Source organism: Polyangium jinanense (assembly GCF_028435365.1).
The window spans coordinates 314,081-334,598 of the sequence record NZ_JAGTJJ010000003.1 but is presented as its reverse complement, the minus strand read 5'-3'; the positions used below and the strand labels follow the sequence as shown (position 1 = coordinate 334,598).

The following is a 20,518-nucleotide window of genomic DNA, read 5'->3' as shown; positions in this document are numbered from 1 at the left end:
CGCGCGCCGCGCCTCCGGGCGCCCGCCCGCTGACACACGCGCCGTGTCGGTGCTAATCGTACGGTCGCCATGACGTCCCCCACCGCGAACACGACCTCGCCGAGCACGCCTGCGGACGGCGCTCCGGCCGCGCAGGAGCCAGCTCGTTACGTTCACGCCGAGGCCGAGCCTCGCTGGCAGCGCTTCTGGGAGGAGACCGGCGTCTTCCGCGCCGTTCGCCATGAAGGTCGGCCGAAGCGCTACGTGCTCGACATGTTCCCTTATCCCTCGGGCGCGGGCCTCCACGTCGGGCACCCCGAGGGCTACACGGCCACCGACATCTACTGCCGGTACAGCCGCATGAAGGGGTTCGACGTCCTGCATCCGATGGGCTGGGACGCCTTCGGCTTGCCCGCCGAGCAGTACGCCATCCAGACCGGCACCCACCCCGCCGAGACCACGCGCAAGAACATCGACACCTTCCGGCGCCAGCTCAAGATGCTCGGCTTCAGCTACGACTGGGAGCGCGAGTTCGGCACGATCGACGATAACTACGTCCGCTGGACCCAGTGGATCTTCGTCAAGCTCTTCGAACGCGGCCTCGCCTATCAGGACAAGGTCCTCGTCAACTGGTGCCCCGCCCTCGGCACCGTCCTCGCCAACGAGGAGGTCATCGACGGCAAGAGCGAGCGCGGCGGTCACCCCGTCGTCCGCACCCCGCTGCGCCAGTGGATGCTGCGCATCACCGCGTACGCCGACCGCCTCGCCGAGGACCTCTCGCTCGTCGACTGGCCCGAGGGCACCGTCAGCATGCAGAGGAACTGGGTCGGGCGATCCGAGGGCGCGACCATTTCGTTCGACGTCCAAGGATTCGAGGGCGCGAAGATCGACGTCTTCACCACGCGCCCCGACACGCTGCTCGGGTGTACCTACGTCGTGCTCGCGCCCGAGCACGCGCTCGTCGAGAAGATCACCTCGGCCGAAAAGCTCCCCGCCGTCCGGGCCTACATGCAGGCCGCCGCGAGCAAGAGCGACCTCGACCGCACCTCGGAGAAGACGAAAACCGGCGTGCCCACGGGCGCGATGGTGATCCACCCCCTCACGGGCCAGGCCGTGCCGATCTGGGTTGGGGACTACGTCATCGGTAGCTACGGCACGGGTGCGGTCATGGCCGTCCCGGGCCACGACGAGCGCGACTTCGCGTTCGCCAAGACGTTCGAACTGCCCGTCATCGAGGTCGTGAGCCCCGACGGCAAGCTCCACGATTCGCTCGACGCGGCCTACGTCGACGAGGGCATCCTCGTGCGGAGCGGCAAGTTCGACGGGCTCAAGTCCACCGACGGAAAACGCGCCATCGTGGACGAGCTCGTCGCCTTGGGCAAAGGCGCGCCGAAGATCACGTACAAGCTGCGCGACTGGGTGTTTTCCCGGCAGCGGTACTGGGGCGAGCCGATCCCGGTCTACTTCCCCGTCGACATGAAGGATCCGGCCGGCGACCCGCGCAAGGGCGACGAGCATGTGATCCGCTACGACAAACCCATCGCGGTGCCCGAGAACGAGCTGCCGCTGCGCCTGCCCAATCTCGTCGACTTCCGTCCCGGCGAAGACCCGCAGGGCCCGCTCGCCCGCGCCGTCGATTGGAGGTTCTTCCAGAAAGACGGGCAGTGGTACGCGCGCGAGACGAACACGATGCCGCAATGGGCTGGCTCGTGCTGGTACTACCTGCGTTTCGCCGATCCGAAGAACGACGCCGAGCCGTGGAGCCAGAAGGCCTACGACGATTGGATGCCCGTCGACCTCTACATCGGCGGCGCCGAGCACGGCGTGTTGCACCTGCTTTACGCGCGCTTCTGGCACAAGGTGCTCTTCGACATCGGCAAGGTGAGGCACCCCGAGCCGTTCCTGAAGCTCGTCCACCAGGGCATCATCCTCGGCGAGGACGGCGAGAAGATGTCGAAGGCCCGCGGCAACGTGGTGAACCCCGACGACATCGTGAAGGGCTACGGCGCCGATTGCCTGCGCCTCTACGAGATGTTCATGGGCCCGCTCGAAGCGGTGAAACCCTGGCAATCCGCGCAGATCCAGGGCGTCGTCCGCTTCCGCGACCGCATCTTCTCGATCCTCACGGGCCGGCCGCTCGTGGACGCCATCGACGACGCCACGAAGCGCCTCGTGCACAAGACCATCAAGAAGGTCACCGAGGACATCGAGTCGCTCTCGTTCAACACGGCGATCTCTGCGATGATGGTCCTCCTGAACCACCTCGGCTCGCTGAAGGAGCTGCCGCGCGAGGCTGCGAAGGGCCTTTTGCTCTGCGTCTCGCCATTCGCGCCGCACGTGGCCGAAGAGGTCTGGCGCCTGTGGGGCAACGAGCGTTCGATCGCGCTCGAAGCCTGGCCGACGTTCGATCCGACGCTCTGCGTCGACGACGTCATCGAGATGGCCGTGCAGGTGAACGGCAAGGTCCGCGGCCGCGTGACGCTGCCCGTCAAGGCCAGCGAAGACGAGGCCCGTAACGCCGCGCTCACAGCCGAGGGTGTCTCTGCGTTCACGACCGGCAAGACCCTGAAGAAGTTCATCTACGTACCCGGAAAGATCGTGAATCTCGTGGTTGCCTGAGCGTCACATCACCATGAAAAACGGAAGCTTCCTTCGCCTCGTCCCCGCCGTCGCTTTCCTGCTCGCGCCGCTCGTCGTCGGCTGCGCGAGCGACCCCGTGTTCGTCCGCGGCTCGGAGGTCGAGGGCCTCGATGACCCGCCGATGAGCACGGGCATCGACAAACGCGACATGGAGCAGCTCCTCCACGAGAACATGAAGCACCTCGTGGCCTCGCCACTCGCCAAGGCCTGGGCCGATGCGGGCGACAAGCCCACGCTGGCGATCTTCCCGATGCTGAACGAGACGAGCCAGCACGTGGACAGCCAGCTCCAGGCGGTGCTCTCGGACGCCGAGACGTTCATGGTGAACTCGCAGCTCGTCACGGTCGTGAGCCGCGAACGGCAGAACCAGATGATCGCCGAGGTCGAGCGGCAGCACGGCGGCCAGTTCGATCCGAACCACGCGGCTCAGTACGGCCGTCAGCTCGGCGCGAAGTACTACATGACCGGCAAGGTCTACACCTCGGACGAGCGCACGGCCGGCGGGCGGCGCGTGCAATACTTCATGTTCATGCAGGTCATCGAGACCGAGACGAGCGCGGTCCGCTGGCAAAACAAGGCGGCCTTCACGAAGGCCCTCATCAACCAGGATTGATGTGCGCCCGCTCCTCGGCCTCCGGCGCGCCGCCTGCGTGATCACGTTCGCCCTCGGCGCGCTCGGAAACGCGGGCTGCGCCGGGCACGAGGTGCGCGTCCGCGACTCGCTCGCGGCGCTCGATCGTGGCTCGATGGAACAAGCCGTCGCCGCGCTCGATCGAGAGCTCGGCGTGAAGTCGCCGGGCGAGATCCCGCCCGTCAAGCAGGACGAGGCGCTGCTCTTGCTCGACCGCGGCAGCATCCACCTCGCGATGGGAAAGTACGAGCAGGCCTCGCGCGACCTCGGCGCCGCGGATCAGGCCATCGAGGTGCTCGACCTCTCGACGAGCAAAGCGGCAGACCTCGGCCGCTACGTGTTCTCGGACGACGCGGGGGCGTACAAGGCGCCGGCGTACGAGAAGCTCCTCTTGAACACGCTCAACATGCTGAGCTACCTCGCGCGGCACGACCTCAACGGGGCGCGCGTGGAGGCGCGGCGGCTCGTGGTCATGCAGAAGTACATCGAGAGCCTGGGCGACGAGGGCGCGCTGCTCGGGCTCGGGAGTTACCTCGCCGGTTTTACGTACGAGAAGTCGACGCAACGCGACGAGGCGCTCTTGCATTACGAAGAGGCGCTCGCGTACGCGCGGTACAAGTCGCTGCGCGATCCGCTGCGCGTGCTGACGCGCGGGCAGAAGACGACGATACACGAGGCGGTCGACGCGCTCGTGGAGGGCGCGGAGCCTTTGGCGCCGGTGGAGGAGACGGGCGAGGCGGAGCTCCTGGTCGTCGTGGGGTTCGGGCGGGTGCCGCCGAAGACGCCGGTGCGGATCCCGATCGGGATGGCGATGCAGATCGTGGGGCACGAGCTGTCACCGATGGAGCGTCGCGAGGTCGATTCGCTCGTGCTCCAGGGCGCGGTGGCGTGGATCAACTATCCCACGCTGGGTCAGGGCCGCGGAGGTTACGAGACGCCGAAGGCTTCGATCGGCGAGGAGATCTTGCCGCTGGAGCAAGCGCTCGACGTGGAAGGCGAGGTTCGATCGGCGTGGCACAAGCGCGAGGGAACGCTCGTGCTCGCGGCGATCACGCGGCTGCTCGCGCGTACGGCGGCGAGCGTGGCCGTGGCCGGCGCGACGGCGGCCGGGATCAACGCAGCGCAGGACGATCGGCAGCGGCGCGACGGGAGCGCGGAAGCCGTGGGCATGCTGCTCGGCTTCGCCACGAGCCTGACGATGTCGGCGCTCGACACGCCCGACACGCGGAGCTGGTCGACCCTGCCGGCGCGGATCGCGATCACGAGGACGCGTGTCCCCGCGGGGAAACATGCGGTCACGCTCGAGGTGCGGGGTCAACGCAGAACGTTCGACGTCAAAGTAGACGCGGGCGGTTGGGCACTCGTGCCGTTTTTCGTGCTGCGCTGACTACTCGAAGCGGCGGCCGCTCGCGCAGCCGATGTTGACCGTGAGCTCGAAGGAGCCCTCGGACCAGTACTTCGTGATCGCGTCGCTCACGTAGCGGAAGCCGGCCTCGACGCCGCTCGGGTCGGCTTCGAGCAGTGCGCGCATGTCGGGGAAGACGATCATCTGCGCGATCGGATCCTCCAGGAACTCCTTGCCGCTGTTGAAGGCGACGCCGATGAGCTGCACATCGACGTCGACCTCGCCGAGGCCGACCTTTTCGAGCTCCTCCGAGAGCGATTCGATCGTCGGACGGCTCGCCGCCGCGACCTCCACGGCCTTGCCGAAATCCGCGAGGTCCTGCCGCAGCGCGTACTCGCGCAGCATGTCGTAGATCTCGGGGAACGAGCCGCGCACGGGCAGCGCGACGAGGCCCTGCCCGCCCACGACGAGGATGCGCCGAAGCTCGGCGAGCAGCGCATACCGCGCCTGCGCGCTCACGACCGGATGCACGAGCAGGCCGTGCGTAAAACTCGCATCCGGCAGCGGCAACGGCATGCCCGTCGCGAGCTCGAGGCTCACATTCACACCCGAAAGCTCCGACGCCTTCGAGCGCGCGAGCGTGAGCGCTTCAGGCGAAGGATCGACGCCGACGATGTTCGCGCCCGGCAGCTTCTCCGCGAGCATGGGCTCGACGTACCCCGTGCGGCAGCCGATGTCGGCCACGGACGCCGACGAATACGGGATGACCATCTCCACCGCGGACGTGCCGAAATACGCGAGGTACCGCGGGATGACGGACGTGTCGAAAACCGCGGCCTCCGCTCCCGTGAGCGGGGTCCCGAGGCTCACGAAGCTCTCCCGTTCCCGCCGTTCCCTTCGTCGTCGTCACCCACGGCCTCGAGCATCTCGAGCGCCTCTTCGGCGAGCTCGCCGATCGTGACCTCGGTCGTCGCATCCGAGCCGTCCTCTTCGAGCTCGACAGTGCGCGTGTCGTCGACGAGCGCCTCGATGAGCCGCGCCGAAGCCGGGTCGCCGATCTGCACGAGCGCCTCGATCGCCGCCGCGACCGCATCGGCATCGCCGTGCTTCAAGAACTGGCCGATCACCTTGGTGACGCCAGGCTCGGGGACCTCGGCGAGGATGTACGGGAGCTCGGGCAGCGCCGGCGAGCCGACGGGCAAACGCCTGAGCGCGCGCTCGACGCCCAGCGCGACCTCCTTGAAGCGCTCGAAGCTGAGCTCCTCGAGCTGTTCGCCCGCGGCGCGGCGCGCCTCCGGGTGCTCGGACGAGAGGACGTCGATCATCGCGTCGACGACCCGCGGCCCCTGGAGCTCGCCGAGCAGCGCCGCGGTCCGCACGAGCCGCAGCGCTGACTCGTCCTCGTCGCTCTCTTTGAGAGCAGCCGCGATCGCGTCGGTGAGCACGTCGAGGAGCGTACCTTCGGGTTTGTCGGCGAGCTCGTCGTGCAGGCGGCGAACCGTGCGCTCGGCGTCGAAGAGCGCGTTCAGAGACTTTTCGATCGAAGAGCGGTCTTGCACGAAGACAGGAGCTATCAACAGCGTCGCGCTTTCGCAAGCCGAGCCGCCTACGGACGCGCTGCAGGGGCCCCCTGAACGTTCGTAGGGCGCCGTCCCCAGCGGAGGGGCCGTCCTCGGCTCGAACGGCGCCTCGGACTGGGCTATAGCGAAGGGTGATGCAGCCGCTCGTCCGGGCCGCCGCCTTCGCCGCCCTGCTCGCGGCCCTCGGTGCGCTCGGGAAAACCCCGAGGCCCAAGGCGCCCGAGCCCGCGAAAGCGCCCTCTACGGTCGCCCCGGCCGTGGCCGCATCGTGTGGCCCGCGCACGTTGCCCGAGGGCGACGTGTGCATTCCCCTGCCCCCGCCAGGTCGGGCGCCGCAGCCGGACGGACGCGAAGCGCTACCGGTGGGCCCGGAGACCACGGCCGAGCGGAGCACGCTGGTCCCGCGAAGGCCCGAGCGGCCCGCCGAGGTGAGGGCGTACCGCTTCCCGCTGACGGCCGAGGCAGCGCCGTCGGTGCTCGCGGGGCTCGATCGGCCCTTCGATCTGTCGGTCGAAGCGGGCGACGTCGCGACCGGGCCCGGCGCCGTGCTGCTCGAGGCGTCGAGCGGCGATGCGGTCGTGGCGCTCTCGCTCGAAGGGCAAGAGGGGCCGGCCGAGGTCGCGTTCGTCGGCGAGATGCTCGGCGAGACGGTCGTCATGGCGCACCTCGTGCGCGACGGAGGCCGGCTGCGGCAGGTGCTCCTCGTGCATGGAAACCTCGATCGGCCGAGCGAACGCGCGGTCGTGGGCGCGCCGCTCGAAGCGGGCGACGAGATCGGCTTCGTCGGCGACAGCGCCTTCCGCGGTCGCCCCGGCCTCTACCTCGAAGCGCGTCAGCTCCGCGAAGGCACGAGCCTCGGCGGGCTCGACGCCGCGCGGCTCCGCGAAGACATCGTCAGCGTCCCCGTGGACGTGCGTAACGCACTCCCGCTGCGCTGATCTCAGGGCGCCAGCTTGTAGCCGTGCCCGTACACCGTCAGGATGTGCTGCGGTTTGTCCGGGGACTTCTCGACCTTCTTGCGCAGCTTGACGATGAAGTTGTCGACGGTGCGGTTCGTGGGTGAACCCTCGACGCCCCAGACCTTCTGGAGGATCTCCTCGCGCGAGACGGGCTGGCCCACGCGCTCGTAAAGCAGGCGCAGGAGCTCGACCTCGTAGAACGAGAGCGGGCTCGACTTCGAGCCGCGCGCGACCGTGTGGGTCGTCATGTTGATCTTGGCCTGCCCGATCGTGAAGACCTCGGGCGTCGGATCCCCCGGCCCACGCGTGGTGCGCCGGAAGATCGCGCGCATGCGGGCGATGAGCTCGCCCACGCTGAAGGGCTTCGTGACGTAGTCGTCAGCGCCCGCGTCGAGGCCGCGGATCTTGTCGAGCTCCTGGCCACGTGCCGTGAGGATGATGATCGGGATGAACGCATCCCAGCGGCGCAGCTCCTCGCAGACCTTGAACCCGTTCGTGTCGGGGAGCATGAGGTCGAGCAGGATCGCCTGGGGCTTCTCCTGTCGCGCGAGCTGCACGCCGGCGTTGCCCGTGCCCGCCGAGACGACGGAGAACCCCTCGAACTCGAGCGCGTCGGTCAAGCCGAGGACGATGTGGGGCTCGTCCTCGATGATCAGGATCTTCTTTTTCGACGTCACCTCGGGGCGCGGTCTTACCACAAAACGCGACGAGGCCCGATGCCGGGCCTCGTCACGTTCGTGCGTTATGTCGTCAGGTACGGCCAGGCTCAGTCGCCGGTGTCACCCGTGCAGGTGATGAACAGCGTCGCGCCGCCCTGCGCCTCACCCGCGCCGACGAAGCGGATGATGCGCTGCTCGTTCGCCGGGCAGTCTTTGACGATCTCGACGTTGCCCGTCGGGGGCGTGGTCGTCCCGTCCACGTAGCACCAGCCGTTGACCGGCTGGCCGTTGAGCTCCGGCTGCTCGCTCGCGTCGTCCTGGCAGGCCGTGCGCGCGTCGCCCGTCGTCTGCGTGATCTCGCAGAAGCAGTCCCACTTGGCCTTGTCGTACGCCGGATCCTCCTTCGCGAGCTCGACGGCCTTCGCCTTCGGGCCCTCGCTCGGGATCGGGGCGCGCGCCGCGTTCTCGTCGCAGACGCAAGCACCGCCCTGCATGTTGCGCGCCTCGAGGATGAGGCACGGCACGTCGCCCGTGTTCTCGTCGGGCGTGAGCGTACGGGGCAGGCACTGGCCCTTGAGGGCGCTCTTCAGGCGGTCGATGATCGAGCCGATGGCCGGGCGATACCCGTAGTCCGGCTTCTCGATGTCGGCCGGGTCGATCGTGGAGGGGCACACGGAGGCGACGATGCCCTGATCGCCGAGGTCACGCATGACCTCGAGGGGGCGGATGCCGGGGTACGCCTTCGCGCGGACCTGGAGCGTCGGCGCGTTGTTGTTGTTCGGGTCCTGCTGGCAGAGCGGGTTGTCGTTGGTCGCCTCGAAGCAGTCGCAGGCCGTGAGGTTCGTGTTCGTGCAGTCGCGCTGATCCGTGGGGAGCAGCGGGAAGATGCACGCGAACTGGAGGTCGTCCTTCGCGGTGATCGTCCACTCGTGGCCGTTCAGCGGGTTCGCGTTCGGCGTGGAGGCGTCGACGAGCACATCGCCCGTGATCGGGTTCGTGCCCGTGCGCTTGTCCATCGACTCGATCATGAGCGGATCGAGCGGCTTGCCGCCCGTCTTCTCGCTGCCGAGGATGACGTCCCAGGTCGACTCGCCGCCCGCGCCGATCGGCGCGTTCATCTCGTTCGCGTTCTTGAAGCCCTTCGACAGGTCGGTCTTGTCGCGGGCGATGTCCTGCCAGGGCACGCCGATGATGCCGGCGAAGAACACGAGGCCGGAGTCGCGGATGTTCGTGATGTTGTCCTGCGGGTTCAGGTCCGAGAAGATCGGGTTCGGGACGAGGTCACCCGCGCGGTTCGCGATCTCGGAGGCCGAGAACGCCTGAACGTAGCGGTCCGTCGGGTAGAGGAAGTCGATGCCGAAGCGGCGCTTCTGATCCCAGCAGCGCATGTTGATGTCGTCCTCTTCGACGCCGAGCAGCGCCGGGCCGCCCTGCGGGTTCGTGCAGGTCGGATCGTCGGGGCAGCTCCCCTTGTCCTGACCGCACGACTTGCAGCACGGATCGTTCGGATCCGCCGCGCACTCCTGACGCGCGCGCGGCATGCGGACGTTCGTGTTGCCGATGCGGAGCTGGCCGACGTAGTAGAACTGGCCGTACTCCTTGATGGAGCAGTCGTTCTCGTCGGTGAGCATGACGATCGCGAGCAGCGAGTCGGGCCGCATGAACTCGGCGCGCTGCTGCAGGAGGACGGTGTCCGTGCCGTCGGGCGTGGCGCGGTTGTTGACGACGGAGATCGTCTCGTAGGGCTCGGGGTCCGCGAGGAAGCGGTAGATGCTCTCGAGCTGGGACTCGTAACCGCAGCCGATCTGGCCCGTCCCGATGACCATGTCGCGCAGGTCCTGCTGCAGGCTCGGGATGTCGAGCTCGCCGTTCGGCGAGAGCTTCTTCTTCGGATCCCAGGCGAGGAAGCCCTTGTCCGTGCTGCCCGTGCCGTACGGATAGGTGTCGACCGAGGCGCCGCCGCACTGGTCGAGGCGCGAGAGCAGGTGACCCTTGTCGTTGTTCGTCGTGTTCGGCGCCGGCGAGCACTCCTTGCTGTTCGCGTCGGAGTTCGGGCACGAGTCCGCGCCGTGGCCGCCGATCGAGGAGCTGATGACGCCGATGTGGATGTCGACGATCGGTTCGAATTCGCGCTTGGTGCCGGCCGGGCAGTCGTCGGTCGGGTAGCTCGGCTGCATCATCGCGGACACGGGCACGCCGTTGTCGTCGATGCAGCGCGGGTTCACGAGGCCCGTCACGAGGTCGGGCACCGCGAGCGCGAGGATGTTCTGCTTGTCGGCCATCGAGCGCGAGTTGTCGATGGCGAGAAGGATGTCGATCTTGTCGACCGAGCTCTGGGTGAGCCGCTCGACGATCGTCGCCGTGATGCGGGGCTCGACCGTCTCGACGGGCCGATCGAGGCAGCCAGCGGCGCCAGCCGCCGTGGTCGCTACGACCATCGAGAGGGCCGCTCGGGCCGCGCGCTTCCCCAGGAAGCTTTTCTGACGCTGTAAGCCTTTCATGCTGAGCTCCTTAGCCGACCTTACGCTGGGCTCGTCCCAGAAACGGAGTTGCCGCGACGAACGGGACCCATGCTGCCGGGCCCGTCCGTGATCGATGGCCTCGATGCTAGGGATGTCCCGGGAAGGCTGTCAATTCGAGATCCGGCTCGGGAACGGCCTATTTGCAGGAAACCCCGGGATCCGAGGAGGGGTGACAGCAACAGGCGTGCCGGCATCGGATCCTGACTCGCGCGGAGATCTTGCTCTGTCATCGGCCAACTGAGTTGGCACCATGGACAACGAGCGAGCCGGTCCGGGACCGGGGGCGGAAGGCCGGGAGGGCCATGCCCGCAGGCCTCGCCGCGCCCCGCGATCCTGCTTGCGGGCGAGCGGCTCCTCTGGCTGATTGGCGCCCGATGATGCGAGTCGCCGTCGCGATGCTGCCCGAGGTGCGAGAGCTCCTCGCCGAGGATCCCGCGCAGATCGGCGCCTTGCTCGAGGAGATCCACGACGAGGACCTCGCCGACCTGCTCGGCATGCTCGAAGAGCACGAAGCGGCCCTCATCCTCAAGACGCTGAAGCCCGAGGAGGCCGCGCCGATCTTCGAACGCCTCGACGAGGATCAGCAGGAGGCGCTCGTCGAGGAGCTCGGCGTCGAGAACGCCGCGCCCATCGTCTCCGAGATGGCCGCCGACGAGCGGACCGACCTCATCGAGGCCCTGCCCGAGGAGGTCGGCGACAACCTGCTCGAGTCGCTCGAGAAGGTCGATCCCGAGGCCGCCGCCGAGGTCGAGGAGCTCGCGAAATGGCCCGAGGACAGCGCCGGCGGCCTGATGACCACCGACTACGTCTCGGTGCCGCCCACGATCACCGTCGCCGAGGCGATCGAGCGCATCCGGAAGTCCTCCCAGGACGCCGAGACGATTTATTACGTCTACGTACTAACGGACGACGAGCGCCTGCTCGGCATCCTGTCGCTCCGTGATCTGCTGCTCGCCGCGCCCACGGACCGGATCACGGACGTGATGACGGAGAACATCTTCGCGTTGAGCCCCGAGACCGATCAGGAGGAGGTCGCGCGGAAGATGGCGAAGTACGACTTCGCCGCGATGCCCGTGGTCGGCCCCGATCGAAAGCTGCTCGGCGTGATCACGGTCGACGACGTGATGGACGTGCTCACGCAGGAGCAGACCGAAGACCTGCAGCGCCTCGCGGCCGTCGAGCCGATGGAGGAGGGCTACTTCCAGACGGGATTCTGGACGTTCATCCAGAAGCGCGCGCCATGGCTCGCGGCGCTGCTCGTGAGCGAGTTCATCACGGGCACGGTGCTCAGGCACTACGACGAGATCATCGAGGCGGTCTCGAAGCTCGCCTACTACGTGCCGATGCTCATCTCGACGGGCGGTAACACCGGCTCGCAGTCGTCGTCGCTGATCATCCGCGGCCTCGCCGTGGGCGACGTGAAGCCGACGGACTGGAAGCGCGTCATCGTGCGCGAGATCGGGCAGGGCGTGGTGCTCGGGCTCATGCTCGCGATCATCGGCATGACGCGCATCCACCTCTGGGGCGACGGCTACGCGCTGATGTTCACCGTCGGCATCACGCTGATGGGCATCGTGATCATGGGCTGCACGGTGGGCTCGATGTTGCCGCTCCTTCTGCGCAAGCTCGGTCTCGACCCGGCGACGAGCTCGACGCCGTTCATCGCAACCTTGATCGACGTGCTCGGGATCTTGATTTATCTGAACGTGGCGAAGCTCCTGCTCGCCGAGGTGATCGCGAAAGCTGCGGCAGGCGCGCACTAGTATCGAGACGAACGCAGTTCCCCGAGCAGGCGAACGAGCGCGACGAAAAACCCTCGCCCTTGACGCATCGTCACGAACGGGGGACATCCAGACGAGAGGACGAGAGGAAGGAACGATGGCGGAAGGCTTCAATCGCGTCATGTTGCTCGGAAATCTGGGCGCGGATCCCGAGCTTCGGTTCACCCAGGGTGGCCAGGCCGTGCTCAACCTCCGCCTCGCCACGACCGAGAGTTACCTCGACAAAGACAAGGTCCGCCGCGAGCGCACCGACTGGCACAACGTCGTCGTGTGGGGCAAGCGCGGCGAGGCGCTGGCGAAGATCCTCGGCAAGGGTTCGTCGCTCTTCGTCGAGGGCTCGCTGCGCACGTCGAGCTACGACGATCGCGACGGCAACAAGCGCTACAAGACCGAGGTCATCGCGAACAACGTGATCCTTGCCGGCCGCGGTCGCGGCGCGCCCGCCGGCGACGACATGGGCCCGCCCGCCGACTTCTCCGGTCCGCCCGCACGCGGCGGCGGCGGCGGCGGCGGCGATTACGGCGACTTCAGCGGCGGTGGTGGTGGTGGCGGCGGCGGCCGCGGCGGTGGCGGTGGCGGCTACGGCGGCGGTCGCAGCGGCGGCGGTGGTGGTGGTGGCGGCGGTGGTCGCGGTGGCGGCGGCGGTGGCGGCGGCGGTCGTCCCGCGCCGGATCCCGGGCCTCCGCCGGATGATTTCGGCTACGACGGCGGCGACGACATCCCGTTCTGATCAAGGCGAAGGTCGCGGCCTTCGCGCGAGCAGCACCGCGACGAAGAGCACGCCGATCCCCAGGCCGAGCAAGGCCGCATCTCGCGGCCGCTCGGCTGCCATCAAGATCGTACGCACCAGAAGGCTCGGCGGCGGCGGCGGCACGAGCGACGCGAGCTCGGCGCTCGTCACGAGGTCGGCGCAGCGCTCGCTCGCGCGTGGCTCTTCGCAGACGAACGTGCACAGCACCGCCTCGCTCGCGGCGCCCTCGAAGCCGAGCACGTGCCGGCCGCGAAGCACGACGGGCTTTTCGCCGCGCATGCCCTGCCCATTGAGCGCTTGCTCGAAGCGGCCCTCGTGCCGCGTGATGCCCTCGGCATCCCAGCGCTCGAGCGTGAGGCCGTCGGACACCGCGCCCCGCGCGATCGACGTCGCCATGCCGAGCACGATCTCCTCCACGCCCGGCGCGAAGCGGTCCGACGGCGCCTCCACACACGCAACGCGCAGCCGCAGGCCCGCCTCGTCCACGAAGCCACGCCCGAGGCCCACGCGCGCGCCCTTCAGGCTCGACACCTCGATCCGCGGCAGCGCTTTGGCGCGCTCCTCCGTCGCGCCCGCGGGCACGCCGAAGCGCACGATCGCCCCGCCGGAGAGCGCCTCCTCGCGCCGCTCGCTCATCGCGCGCCGCTCTAGCTCTTCTTGCCCGGTGCCTTGGGCTCGTCGAGCTCACGCATCATCGCGACGAGCTCGGTCCGGATGTCGAGCAACGCCTCGCGCATCCTTCGTGATTGCTCCACGCTCGGATCATCCTCGCCCGGCGGCTCGATGCCGCCTTCGCGCAGCTTGCGGCGCGCGCCTGCGATCGTGAAGCGGTGCGCGTAGAGCAGGTCCTTCACCTTGAGCAGCGTCTCCACGTCGCGACGCGAGTAGACACGCTGCCCTTTGGCGGACTTCTGCGGCCGGATGGAGCGGAACTCGCTCTCCCAGTAACGGAGCACGTGCGGCTCGACGCCGACGATCCCGGCGACCTCTCCGATGCGATAGTAGAGCTTCGCAGGAAGCTCTCGGCGCCCGGACAAGCCGCTCACTCCTCCGCGACGGCGGAAGCCGCGGCGCCGCTCGTCCCAGCGACGCGCGGGTTCAGCGCGTGCTTGAGGATCTGGCTCGCCTTGAAGGAGAGGACGCGGCGCTCGGTGATCACGATCGGATCGCCCGTCTGCGGATTCCGGCCTTGACGCTGGCGTTTGTCGCGCAGAACGAAATTGCCGAAGCCCGAGATCTTGATCTTCTCTCCGCGGCCGAGGGTCTCTTTCATCGTCTCGAAGACGAGATCCACGAGGTCCGCCGACTCCTTCTTCGAGAACCCCCCGAGCCGACCGTAGACGGCTTGTACGATTTCGGCCTTGGTCATAGACGAAGTCCCGCCCTTACGACGCCGAGGATAAGAGCCCGGGCCAGGAATATCCAGGGGGGAGTGATGCGGAAAGGCGAGGAGGGGCGCCGCGGCGGCGCGTGAGGGAGGGAGGGGCGATCAGGCGGCGAGCTTGCCGACAGGCTGCTCGGCAGCCGTGGGCTCGCTGGGGCGCTCGCTCGGCGTGGCGAGGAGCATGGGCGCGGACTCGCGACGGCGCGTCGACTGCTCGTGCGCCACGAGCATCGCCACGTAGCCGTAGCCAATCGTGAAGAGCGCGGCGAACGGCGTGGCGAAGTAGTGGCCCGTCTGGAGCGAGGCGACCGTCGAGCCGAACGAGAGCAGGCAGAGGCCCGTCTCGAGGAGCGGCAGGTCGGCGCGGGCGCGGTAGCGGCCCTTGTTCGTGCCGTGCTTCGGGGTCCGGACGAACTCACCGGCCATGTGGCGCATGCCCTCGAAGACCGCCTTCGAGAGGTGCGGCGCGAGGCCCGTGCCGAGTGCGATGAGCATCGGCAGCCGCGTGAGCACGTTCGCGCGGCTCCGGCCCTGGGCCGCCTCGGCGAACATGTAGAACGCCGCGAGCGAGCCCGTCGTCGCCACGCAGAGCGGCAGGTCGACGATGAGCATCGTGAGCGTGTCCGTGGCCGGCAGGAGCACGAGCGCGGGCAGGAGCAGCACGCTCAGGGTCACCATGAGCGGGTAGGCGAAGTGCGGCGTGAGGTGGAAGAGCGCCTCGAGACGCTGCGCGAAGCTGATGTTCGAGGAGAGCACGCGCTTGAGGAGCTTGCGGGCCGTCTGCACGGTGCCCTTCGCCCAGCGGTACTGCTGCGCGCGGAGCGCCGAGACGTCCTCCGGCAGCTCCGACGGCGAGACCACGTCCTCGCGGTAGACGAACTTCCAGCCCGCGAGCTGCGCGCGATACGAGAGGTCGAGGTCCTCGGTGAGCGTGTCGTGCTGCCAGCCGCCGGCCTCGTGGATCGCGTTCTTGCGCCACATGCCGCCGGTGCCCGAGAAGTTGAAGAGCAGGCCGGCGCCGTAGCGCGCGCGGTTCTCGACGAGGTGGTGGCCGTCGAGCATGAGCGCCTGCACCTTCGTGAGCACCGAGTGCTCGCGGTTCAGGTGGCCCCAGCGCGTCTGGACCATGCCGATCTTCGGGTCCGCGAAGTGACCGACGATGCTGCGGACGAACGAGGGCTGCGGGATGAAGTCCGCGTCGAAGATGGCGACGAGGTCGCCCTTCGCGACCTTGAGGCCCTCGTCGAGCGCGCCCGCCTTGTAGCCGACGCGGTTCGTCCGGTGCAGGTAGACGGCGTCGACACCGCGCTCGCGCAGGCGGTCGACGTGCGCGCGGACGAGCGCTTGCGTCTCGTCGGTGGAGTCGTCGAGGACCTGGATCTCCAGCTTGTCCGCCGGGTAGTCCATGCGCGCGGTCGCATCGAGCAGGCGAGCGGCCACGGTGGACTCGTTGAACAGCGGGAGCTGGATCGTCACGCGAGGCAGGTCTTCTTCGGCCACGTGAGGCATTTGCTTCGCGCGCTCGATCTGGCGGCGATGCCGCACGCACAGGATCACGAGGTGCAGCCGGTGCAGACCGTAGGCGCTGAGAGCGAGGAGGACGGCGAAGTACAGGACGACGAGCATCGTGTGGAGCATCGTGCGCGCCTCCCTCGGGCGCAAAAAAACTGCGGAACGACGAGGGAGTACCAGAGGCCGGCCGTCATAGTTGTCATGGACTTGTAAAATGTTGTCTCGGTTTGTCTCTGCTCGTCACGAGCTGCCGCGACTCCCCGGCCGCCCGTGACAAGTCCTGACGAACCTCGACACTTCGCGAAGGCTCGTGACGACCCGGAGGCAGCCGCCGCCTCGCGCGGCCCAGGCACGCGGGTTACCTTCCGATGGTGAACGAACGATCCGTGCAGACGACCCGCGCCGCGCTCGAGGACCTCAAAACGCGGCACATCGCCTTCCTGAAAGCGCGGCTCACCTCGCCCGCCGCGCGCGCCGAGTGGCAGAAGACCGTGGCCGACGTGCTCGACGAGCTCAGGTTCGCGCCGCTCGGTCGTCTCGTGGAGCCGAGCTCGCTCGCGCGAGCACTCGATTCCGCGATCACGAAGCAGACCGTGGACGGCTCGCTGCGGCCTGCGATCGAGCGGCTCGCGCGCGAGGTGCACGCCGTGCTCGTGAAGGAGCGCGCGACGATCGGATCGTTCGTCTCGGGGCAAGCGCAGAAGGATCTCGCCGCCCTCTTCGCGCGGCCCGACGTGCTGCCGCCGAAGCTCGTGCGCGAGATCGCCGAGAGCGAGGCCGCGCGCGAGGTGATGCGCGAGGTGATGCACGACGCGCTGAAGCAGTTCTCCGAGCGCGTGAACCCGTTCGTCGCGGAGTGGGGTTTGCCCTCGCTCATGAAGAAGCTCGGGCCGTTTGGCCTCGGCGGCGTGGGCAAGTCGATCGACGGGCTGCGCGTGGACTTCGAGAAGCGGCTCGATCCGGAGATCCGGAAGTTCTTGCTCGGCTTCTCGCAAAAAGCCGTGAAAAACGCGGCCGAGTCGATCGTCGCGCGGGCGGGGGACCCGCCGTTCGTGGCGCTCCGGCAGAGGCTCGCAGGGTTTCTCCTGGAGCAACGGTTCGCCGAGGTGCTGCTCGACGTCGAGGCGACGAAGCAAGGCACGCGGATCGGCGTCGACATCGCGGCGCACCTCGCGGCGAACGAGGAGCTCGCCACGCGGCGGCGCGCGTTCGTGCTCGCGTGGGTGAAGGAGAACGAGGCGAAGCCGGTGTCCGAGGTGTTCGCGTCGCTCGGGCTTCCGGACAAACCTCCGCGCGAGATCGTCACGGCGCTCGCGGACGCGACGTTCCCCGCGCTCACGGCGACGATCGGGACGCCGGCCGCGCAAAGCTGGCTCGCCTCGATCGTGGCAGAGTTTTACGACGGGCTCGTGGCTTCGGATGAGCCCCCTCCCACGGGCGCGGGAGAGGGCTAGAGAGGCGGGACGTCAGGCCGCGCGGCGGCGGCGCGTCGCGAAGAGCAGGCCCGCGACGAGGGTGAGCGTGAGGGGCAGCGCGCCGCCCTGCGCAGGCGCGGTGCGGCAGCCGCAACCCTCGGGATTCGTCGGCTCGGGCTGGTTGTCCGGCGGCGGCTCGGCCTGGCACTGGCCCACCGAGTCCGACGTCGACGTGCACACCTGACCGTCGGGGCAGCCGTTGCCGTCCACGCCGCGGCAACCGGCGACGCAGCGCTGATCCTGGCAGATCTTGCCGCTCGACGCGTCGCCGCAGTCCGCGTCCGTCGTGCACTCGGGCTGCGTGAGGTCGTCGCCCGCGAAAAGCGGGTTCGTCTCGCCCGGGTCGACCACGCCGTTCAGGTTCGTGTCCTCGGCGCCGTCGAGCTTCGACCCGCCGTCCGTGTCCGCGACGAGCACGAGCGTCTTCGTCGCGCCATTGTCCGCGTCCGCCGTGCACTTCTGCGCGGCCGCGTCCGTCCCCTCGCCGTCGCACGAGCGGCCCGCCTCCGTGCCGTCCGCGAGGCCGTCGTTGTCGGCGTCGGCGTCTTCGAGGTTGATGCCGCCGTCGCCGTCGGTGTCGTCGCTCGGGTTCGGCTCGGCGCCGTCGAGCAGGCCATCGTCGTCCGAGTCGGCGTCGTTCACGCCCGTGCCGAGCGCCTTCTCCAGCCCGTCGCTCAGGCCATCGCCGTCGGTGTCGATCACGTCCGCGTCGTCGGACCCGGCCTTCGGATCGAGCTCGCCCGCGTTGATCACGCCGTTCAGGTTCCCGTCCTCGGCGCCGTCGCTCACGCCGCCGCCGTCGGAGTCGCGCGCGACGGGCGAGGTCTTCGTGCCGCCGAGATCGCCGTCGGCGCGGCAGTGACCGGCCATGGCGTTCGTCGCCGGGTGCTGGCAGCCCTTGCCCGCCTCGGTGCCGTCGAAGAGCGCGTCGTTGTCGCTGTCGACGTCACGCACGTTGACGATCCCGTCGCCGTCCGTGTCGTCGGTCGGGTTCGACTCGTCGCCGTCGAGCAGGCCGTCGTCGTCCGAGTCCGCGTCCTTCTCGTTCGTGCCGAGCGCCATCTCGAGCTCGTCGCCGAGGCCGTCGCCGTCGAAGTCCTTCGTCAGGTTCGCGTCGCCGGGGTTCTCGGGGTTGCCCTCGTTCATGTCGACGACGCCGTTCAGGTTCGGGTCCTCCGAGCCGTCGCTCTTGCCGTCGCCGTCGCTGTCGGGGTTCAGCGGATCGGTCCCCGTCTGGCCCGAGTCGCCGTCGGCCCTGCAGTGGCCGAACTGCGCCTCCGTGGCGGGATCGCTGCAGTCCTTGCCGAGCTCGGTGCCGTCGAACAGGCCGTCGTCGTCGCTGTCGGGGTCGAGCGCGTTGATGAGCCCGTCGCCGTCGGAGTCCTCGTCCCAGAGGGGCTCCTCGCTGTCGATGACGCCGTCGTCGTCGCTGTCCGCGTCGTTCGGGTTCGTGCCGACTTCCTCTTCGAGGCCGTCGTGCAGGCCGTCGCCGTCCTGATCGCCGCAGCCGTTGTCGATCACCTTGTCGCAGTCGTTGTCCTTGCCGTCGCCGCAGACCTCGGCCACCGGCGCGCCGGGCACCGCGTTGCAGACCGCGCCGCCCATGGCGTTGCAGACCAAAACGCCGCTCGCCGTGCACTCGCCGTCGCCGTTCGTGCAGGCATCGCCGAGCCCGAAGTCCTCGTCGGCCACGCCGTCGCAGTCGTTGTCCGCGCCGTCGCACGCCTCCGTCATGGGAACGCTGGGGACGGCGTCGCACATCGTGCCGCCCGCGGCGTCGCAGATGAGCTTGCCGACCGCCTCGCACACGCCGTTGCCCACGATGCACGACGTACCGAGGTTGAAGCCCTCGTCGGTCGTGCCGTCGCAATCGTCGTCGATCGCGTTGCAGGTCTCGGCGACGCTGCCGGGCGCGACGTCGGGGATGCACTCGAGCACGCCGGCGTTGCAGTTCGTCAGGCCCGTGCCGCAGGCCGGAGGAAGGTTCGTCGGGCAGACCGTGCCGGCCTCGGGGTTGTTGTCGTCGATCGTGTCGTTGCAGTCATCGTCGATGCCGTTGCAGATCTCGGGCATCGGATCCTTCGCCACGGCGGTGCATTCGACGTTCGGCCCGACGCACTGCTCGATGCCCGTACCTAGACAGGCGCCGATGCCGGTCGAGCAGGGTGTGCCGTACACGGCGCACTCGGGCACCGTGACGGTGAGCGTGCAGTAGCCGCTGACGTTCAGCTGGTTCGTGTAGATGACCGCGAGGACGCGCGTGCCTTCCTCGCCGAGACCCGGCGACCAGGTGAGGTTCGTCGTGAAGGGGCTCGGCTGGGTCGTGCCGGGGATCGGGTTCAGGACGCCGAACGAGCCGATCGACGTCATCTTGAGGAACGAGTTCGACGTGCCCGTGAAGCTCGTGTTGAACGTCTGCCCCATGTCGACGACGTAGTCGCCGCTGCCCGTGCAGGTGGGCACGGGCGACTGCACGAGCTCGATGATGAAGTCGAGCGCGGCGCTGCTGATGTTGCCGTTGTTAGGGTTCTGCGACTCCAGCATGACCTGGACCGCGAACCTCGATCCGGCCACGCCGCCGTTCGTGTTCCAGGTGAGCGTGCAGCCGGGAGGCGTGTTGCTCACGGCGAGCGTCGGGACCGCCCCTGTCGAGGGGATCTTCGGCGGGTAGTGCGTGACCGCGGGGTAGATGGGGTTCGGGTTCGCCTCGGGGATGGTCGAGAAGCGGCAGGTGACCGGCTGCCCGTCGGGATCGACGGCGGGGATCTGGATGGTCCGGATCCCGTTCACCTGCATCTGGATCATCGCGGGGACGACCGAGACCGGGTTCGCGGTGTTGCCGGGCGTGAGGTCGACCTTGGCCTCGACGCGGAAGTTCTCGTCGTGCGCGTTGATCAGCTCGGAGATGCGGCAGCAGTCGCTGAAGTACGCCGTGTACTGCCCGGGCGCGTTGTACGTGTGCGTCGCGGCGTAGCGATAGAAGTGGTATTCGTCGCCGGTCGCGTCGTAGCCCGAGCCCACGAAGGCGCCCTGCGTATTCGGGTTGAACCCGCCGTCACCGAAGTAGAGGGTCGTCGACCCGATGAACGACTTGACGTGCCACGCCATCGTGACGTCGAAGCGCACGGTGCGTGGAGCCGAGACCGGGTCAGGGACGCTCCAGGTGATGTTGCCGTAACGGAAATGGGTCGCCTCCGCGCGCCCTGCGAACACAAAGACGCAAAGCGCCGCAAGGACGGCGAGGAAGCCCTTGAATTTCGACATCGGTCCTCCGGGAAGGGCGCGAACGAGGCGAAGCCT

General features: G+C 68.5%; 16 protein-coding genes. 7 read left to right on the top strand and 9 right to left on the bottom strand.

From position 1 onward, the window contains the following. Positions 1 to 69: 69 nt before the first annotated feature. Genes leuS through KEG57_RS10530 form a run of 3 tightly spaced genes read left to right on the top strand, consistent with a single transcriptional unit; the run spans position 70 to position 4,637 of the window. Positions 70 to 2,598 (top strand): leucine--tRNA ligase, encoded by a 2,529-nt coding sequence (leuS, locus tag KEG57_RS10540; protein WP_272458425.1) that lies wholly within the window; start codon positions 70 to 72, stop codon positions 2,596 to 2,598. Between the two features lie 13 nt (positions 2,599 to 2,611). Beyond that, positions 2,612 to 3,232, top strand: coding sequence for an LpoB-related protein (locus tag KEG57_RS10535; RefSeq protein ID WP_272419565.1), 621 nt, complete (start codon positions 2,612 to 2,614; stop codon positions 3,230 to 3,232). 1 nt (position 3,233) lies between these two features. Next, on the top strand, positions 3,234 to 4,637 hold the full coding sequence (locus KEG57_RS10530) for a COG3014 family protein (RefSeq protein WP_272419564.1): 1,404 nt from the start codon (positions 3,234 to 3,236) through the stop codon (positions 4,635 to 4,637). Here KEG57_RS10530 and KEG57_RS10525 read toward each other — a convergent pair whose 3' ends face one another. Both KEG57_RS10525 and KEG57_RS10520 read right to left on the bottom strand, forming a co-directional pair. Next, the gene (locus KEG57_RS10525) at positions 4,638 to 5,465 is read right to left on the bottom strand and encodes a class I SAM-dependent methyltransferase (RefSeq protein ID WP_272419563.1); all 828 of its coding nucleotides are present in this window, start codon (positions 5,463 to 5,465) and stop codon (positions 4,638 to 4,640) included. It lies immediately after the preceding gene. Next, positions 5,462 to 6,154: a hypothetical protein gene (locus KEG57_RS10520; RefSeq protein WP_272419562.1), complete on the bottom strand. Its 693-nt coding sequence runs from the start codon at positions 6,152 to 6,154 to the stop codon at positions 5,462 to 5,464. The genes KEG57_RS10525 and KEG57_RS10520 overlap by 4 nt, the downstream gene beginning before the upstream one ends. A gap of 155 nt (positions 6,155 to 6,309) precedes the next feature. On the opposite strand from KEG57_RS10520, the gene KEG57_RS10515 reads away from it, so the two are divergent. Beyond that, entirely contained in the window at positions 6,310 to 7,113 is an 804-nt protein-coding gene (locus KEG57_RS10515) for a hypothetical protein (protein WP_272419561.1), read from the top strand. 2 nt (positions 7,114 to 7,115) lie between these two features. Here the strand turns inward: KEG57_RS10515 and KEG57_RS10510 are convergent, their stop codons facing one another. Together KEG57_RS10510 and KEG57_RS10505 are read right to left on the bottom strand one after the other, a co-directional pair. Continuing rightward, positions 7,116 to 7,811 carry a response regulator transcription factor gene (locus KEG57_RS10510; RefSeq protein WP_136927041.1) on the bottom strand — a complete coding sequence of 232 codons (696 nt, stop codon included), beginning with the start codon at positions 7,809 to 7,811 and terminating at the stop codon, positions 7,116 to 7,118. Between the two features lie 89 nt (positions 7,812 to 7,900). After that, positions 7,901 to 10,294: a hypothetical protein gene (locus tag KEG57_RS10505; protein ID WP_272419559.1), complete on the bottom strand. Its 2,394-nt coding sequence runs from the start codon at positions 10,292 to 10,294 to the stop codon at positions 7,901 to 7,903. Between the two features lie 395 nt (positions 10,295 to 10,689). On the opposite strand from KEG57_RS10505, the gene mgtE reads away from it, so the two are divergent. Continuing rightward, a complete protein-coding gene (mgtE, locus tag KEG57_RS10500) occupies positions 10,690 to 12,078 on the top strand; it encodes a magnesium transporter (RefSeq protein WP_272458424.1) in 1,389 nt (462 codons plus the stop codon). Between the two features lie 115 nt (positions 12,079 to 12,193). Next, a complete protein-coding gene (locus KEG57_RS10495) occupies positions 12,194 to 12,826 on the top strand; it encodes a single-stranded DNA-binding protein (protein ID WP_272419557.1) in 633 nt (210 codons plus the stop codon). Here the strand turns inward: KEG57_RS10495 and KEG57_RS10490 are convergent, their stop codons facing one another. From KEG57_RS10490 to KEG57_RS10475, 4 genes are all read right to left on the bottom strand, one after another. After that, positions 12,827 to 13,483, bottom strand: a complete 657-nt coding sequence (locus tag KEG57_RS10490; RefSeq protein WP_272419555.1) for a hypothetical protein — start codon at positions 13,481 to 13,483, stop codon at positions 12,827 to 12,829. Between the two features lie 11 nt (positions 13,484 to 13,494). Then, on the bottom strand, positions 13,495 to 13,884 hold the full coding sequence (locus tag KEG57_RS10485) for a MerR family transcriptional regulator (protein ID WP_272419554.1): 390 nt from the start codon (positions 13,882 to 13,884) through the stop codon (positions 13,495 to 13,497). A gap of 5 nt (positions 13,885 to 13,889) precedes the next feature. Then, positions 13,890 to 14,216 carry an integration host factor subunit alpha gene (locus KEG57_RS10480; RefSeq protein WP_272419553.1) on the bottom strand — a complete coding sequence of 109 codons (327 nt, stop codon included), beginning with the start codon at positions 14,214 to 14,216 and terminating at the stop codon, positions 13,890 to 13,892. Positions 14,217 to 14,336: 120 nt separating this feature from the next. Next, entirely contained in the window at positions 14,337 to 15,869 is a 1,533-nt protein-coding gene (locus tag KEG57_RS10475) for a cellulose synthase family protein (protein ID WP_272419552.1), read from the bottom strand. 260 nt (positions 15,870 to 16,129) lie between these two features. On the opposite strand from KEG57_RS10475, the gene KEG57_RS10470 reads away from it, so the two are divergent. Beyond that, the gene (locus tag KEG57_RS10470) at positions 16,130 to 17,197 is read left to right on the top strand and encodes a hypothetical protein (RefSeq protein WP_272458423.1); all 1,068 of its coding nucleotides are present in this window, start codon (positions 16,130 to 16,132) and stop codon (positions 17,195 to 17,197) included. Between the two features lie 12 nt (positions 17,198 to 17,209). Here the strand turns inward: KEG57_RS10470 and KEG57_RS10465 are convergent, their stop codons facing one another. Next, on the bottom strand, positions 17,210 to 20,482 hold the full coding sequence (locus KEG57_RS10465) for a MopE-related protein (RefSeq protein WP_272458422.1): 3,273 nt from the start codon (positions 20,480 to 20,482) through the stop codon (positions 17,210 to 17,212). Positions 20,483 to 20,518 lie beyond the last annotated feature (36 nt).

What these genes read in the sequence shown, in the direction of transcription:
- leuS (WP_272458425.1), top strand. Translation starts at nt 70, where the DNA reads ATGACGTCCCCCACCGCGAACACGACCTCGCCGAGCACGCCTGCGGAC.
- KEG57_RS10535 (WP_272419565.1), top strand. Translation starts at nt 2,612, where the DNA reads ATGAAAAACGGAAGCTTCCTTCGCCTCGTCCCCGCCGTCGCTTTCCTG.
- KEG57_RS10515 (WP_272419561.1), top strand. Translation starts at nt 6,310, where the DNA reads ATGCAGCCGCTCGTCCGGGCCGCCGCCTTCGCCGCCCTGCTCGCGGCC.
- KEG57_RS10505 (WP_272419559.1), bottom strand. Translation starts at nt 10,294, where the DNA reads ATGAAAGGCTTACAGCGTCAGAAAAGCTTCCTGGGGAAGCGCGCGGCC.
- mgtE (WP_272458424.1), top strand. Translation starts at nt 10,690, where the DNA reads ATGATGCGAGTCGCCGTCGCGATGCTGCCCGAGGTGCGAGAGCTCCTC.
- KEG57_RS10495 (WP_272419557.1), top strand. Translation starts at nt 12,194, where the DNA reads ATGGCGGAAGGCTTCAATCGCGTCATGTTGCTCGGAAATCTGGGCGCG.
- KEG57_RS10490 (WP_272419555.1), bottom strand. Translation starts at nt 13,483, where the DNA reads ATGAGCGAGCGGCGCGAGGAGGCGCTCTCCGGCGGGGCGATCGTGCGC.
- KEG57_RS10480 (WP_272419553.1), bottom strand. Translation starts at nt 14,216, where the DNA reads ATGACCAAGGCCGAAATCGTACAAGCCGTCTACGGTCGGCTCGGGGGG.
- KEG57_RS10475 (WP_272419552.1), bottom strand. Translation starts at nt 15,869, where the DNA reads ATGCTCCACACGATGCTCGTCGTCCTGTACTTCGCCGTCCTCCTCGCT.
- KEG57_RS10465 (WP_272458422.1), bottom strand. Translation starts at nt 20,482, where the DNA reads ATGTCGAAATTCAAGGGCTTCCTCGCCGTCCTTGCGGCGCTTTGCGTC.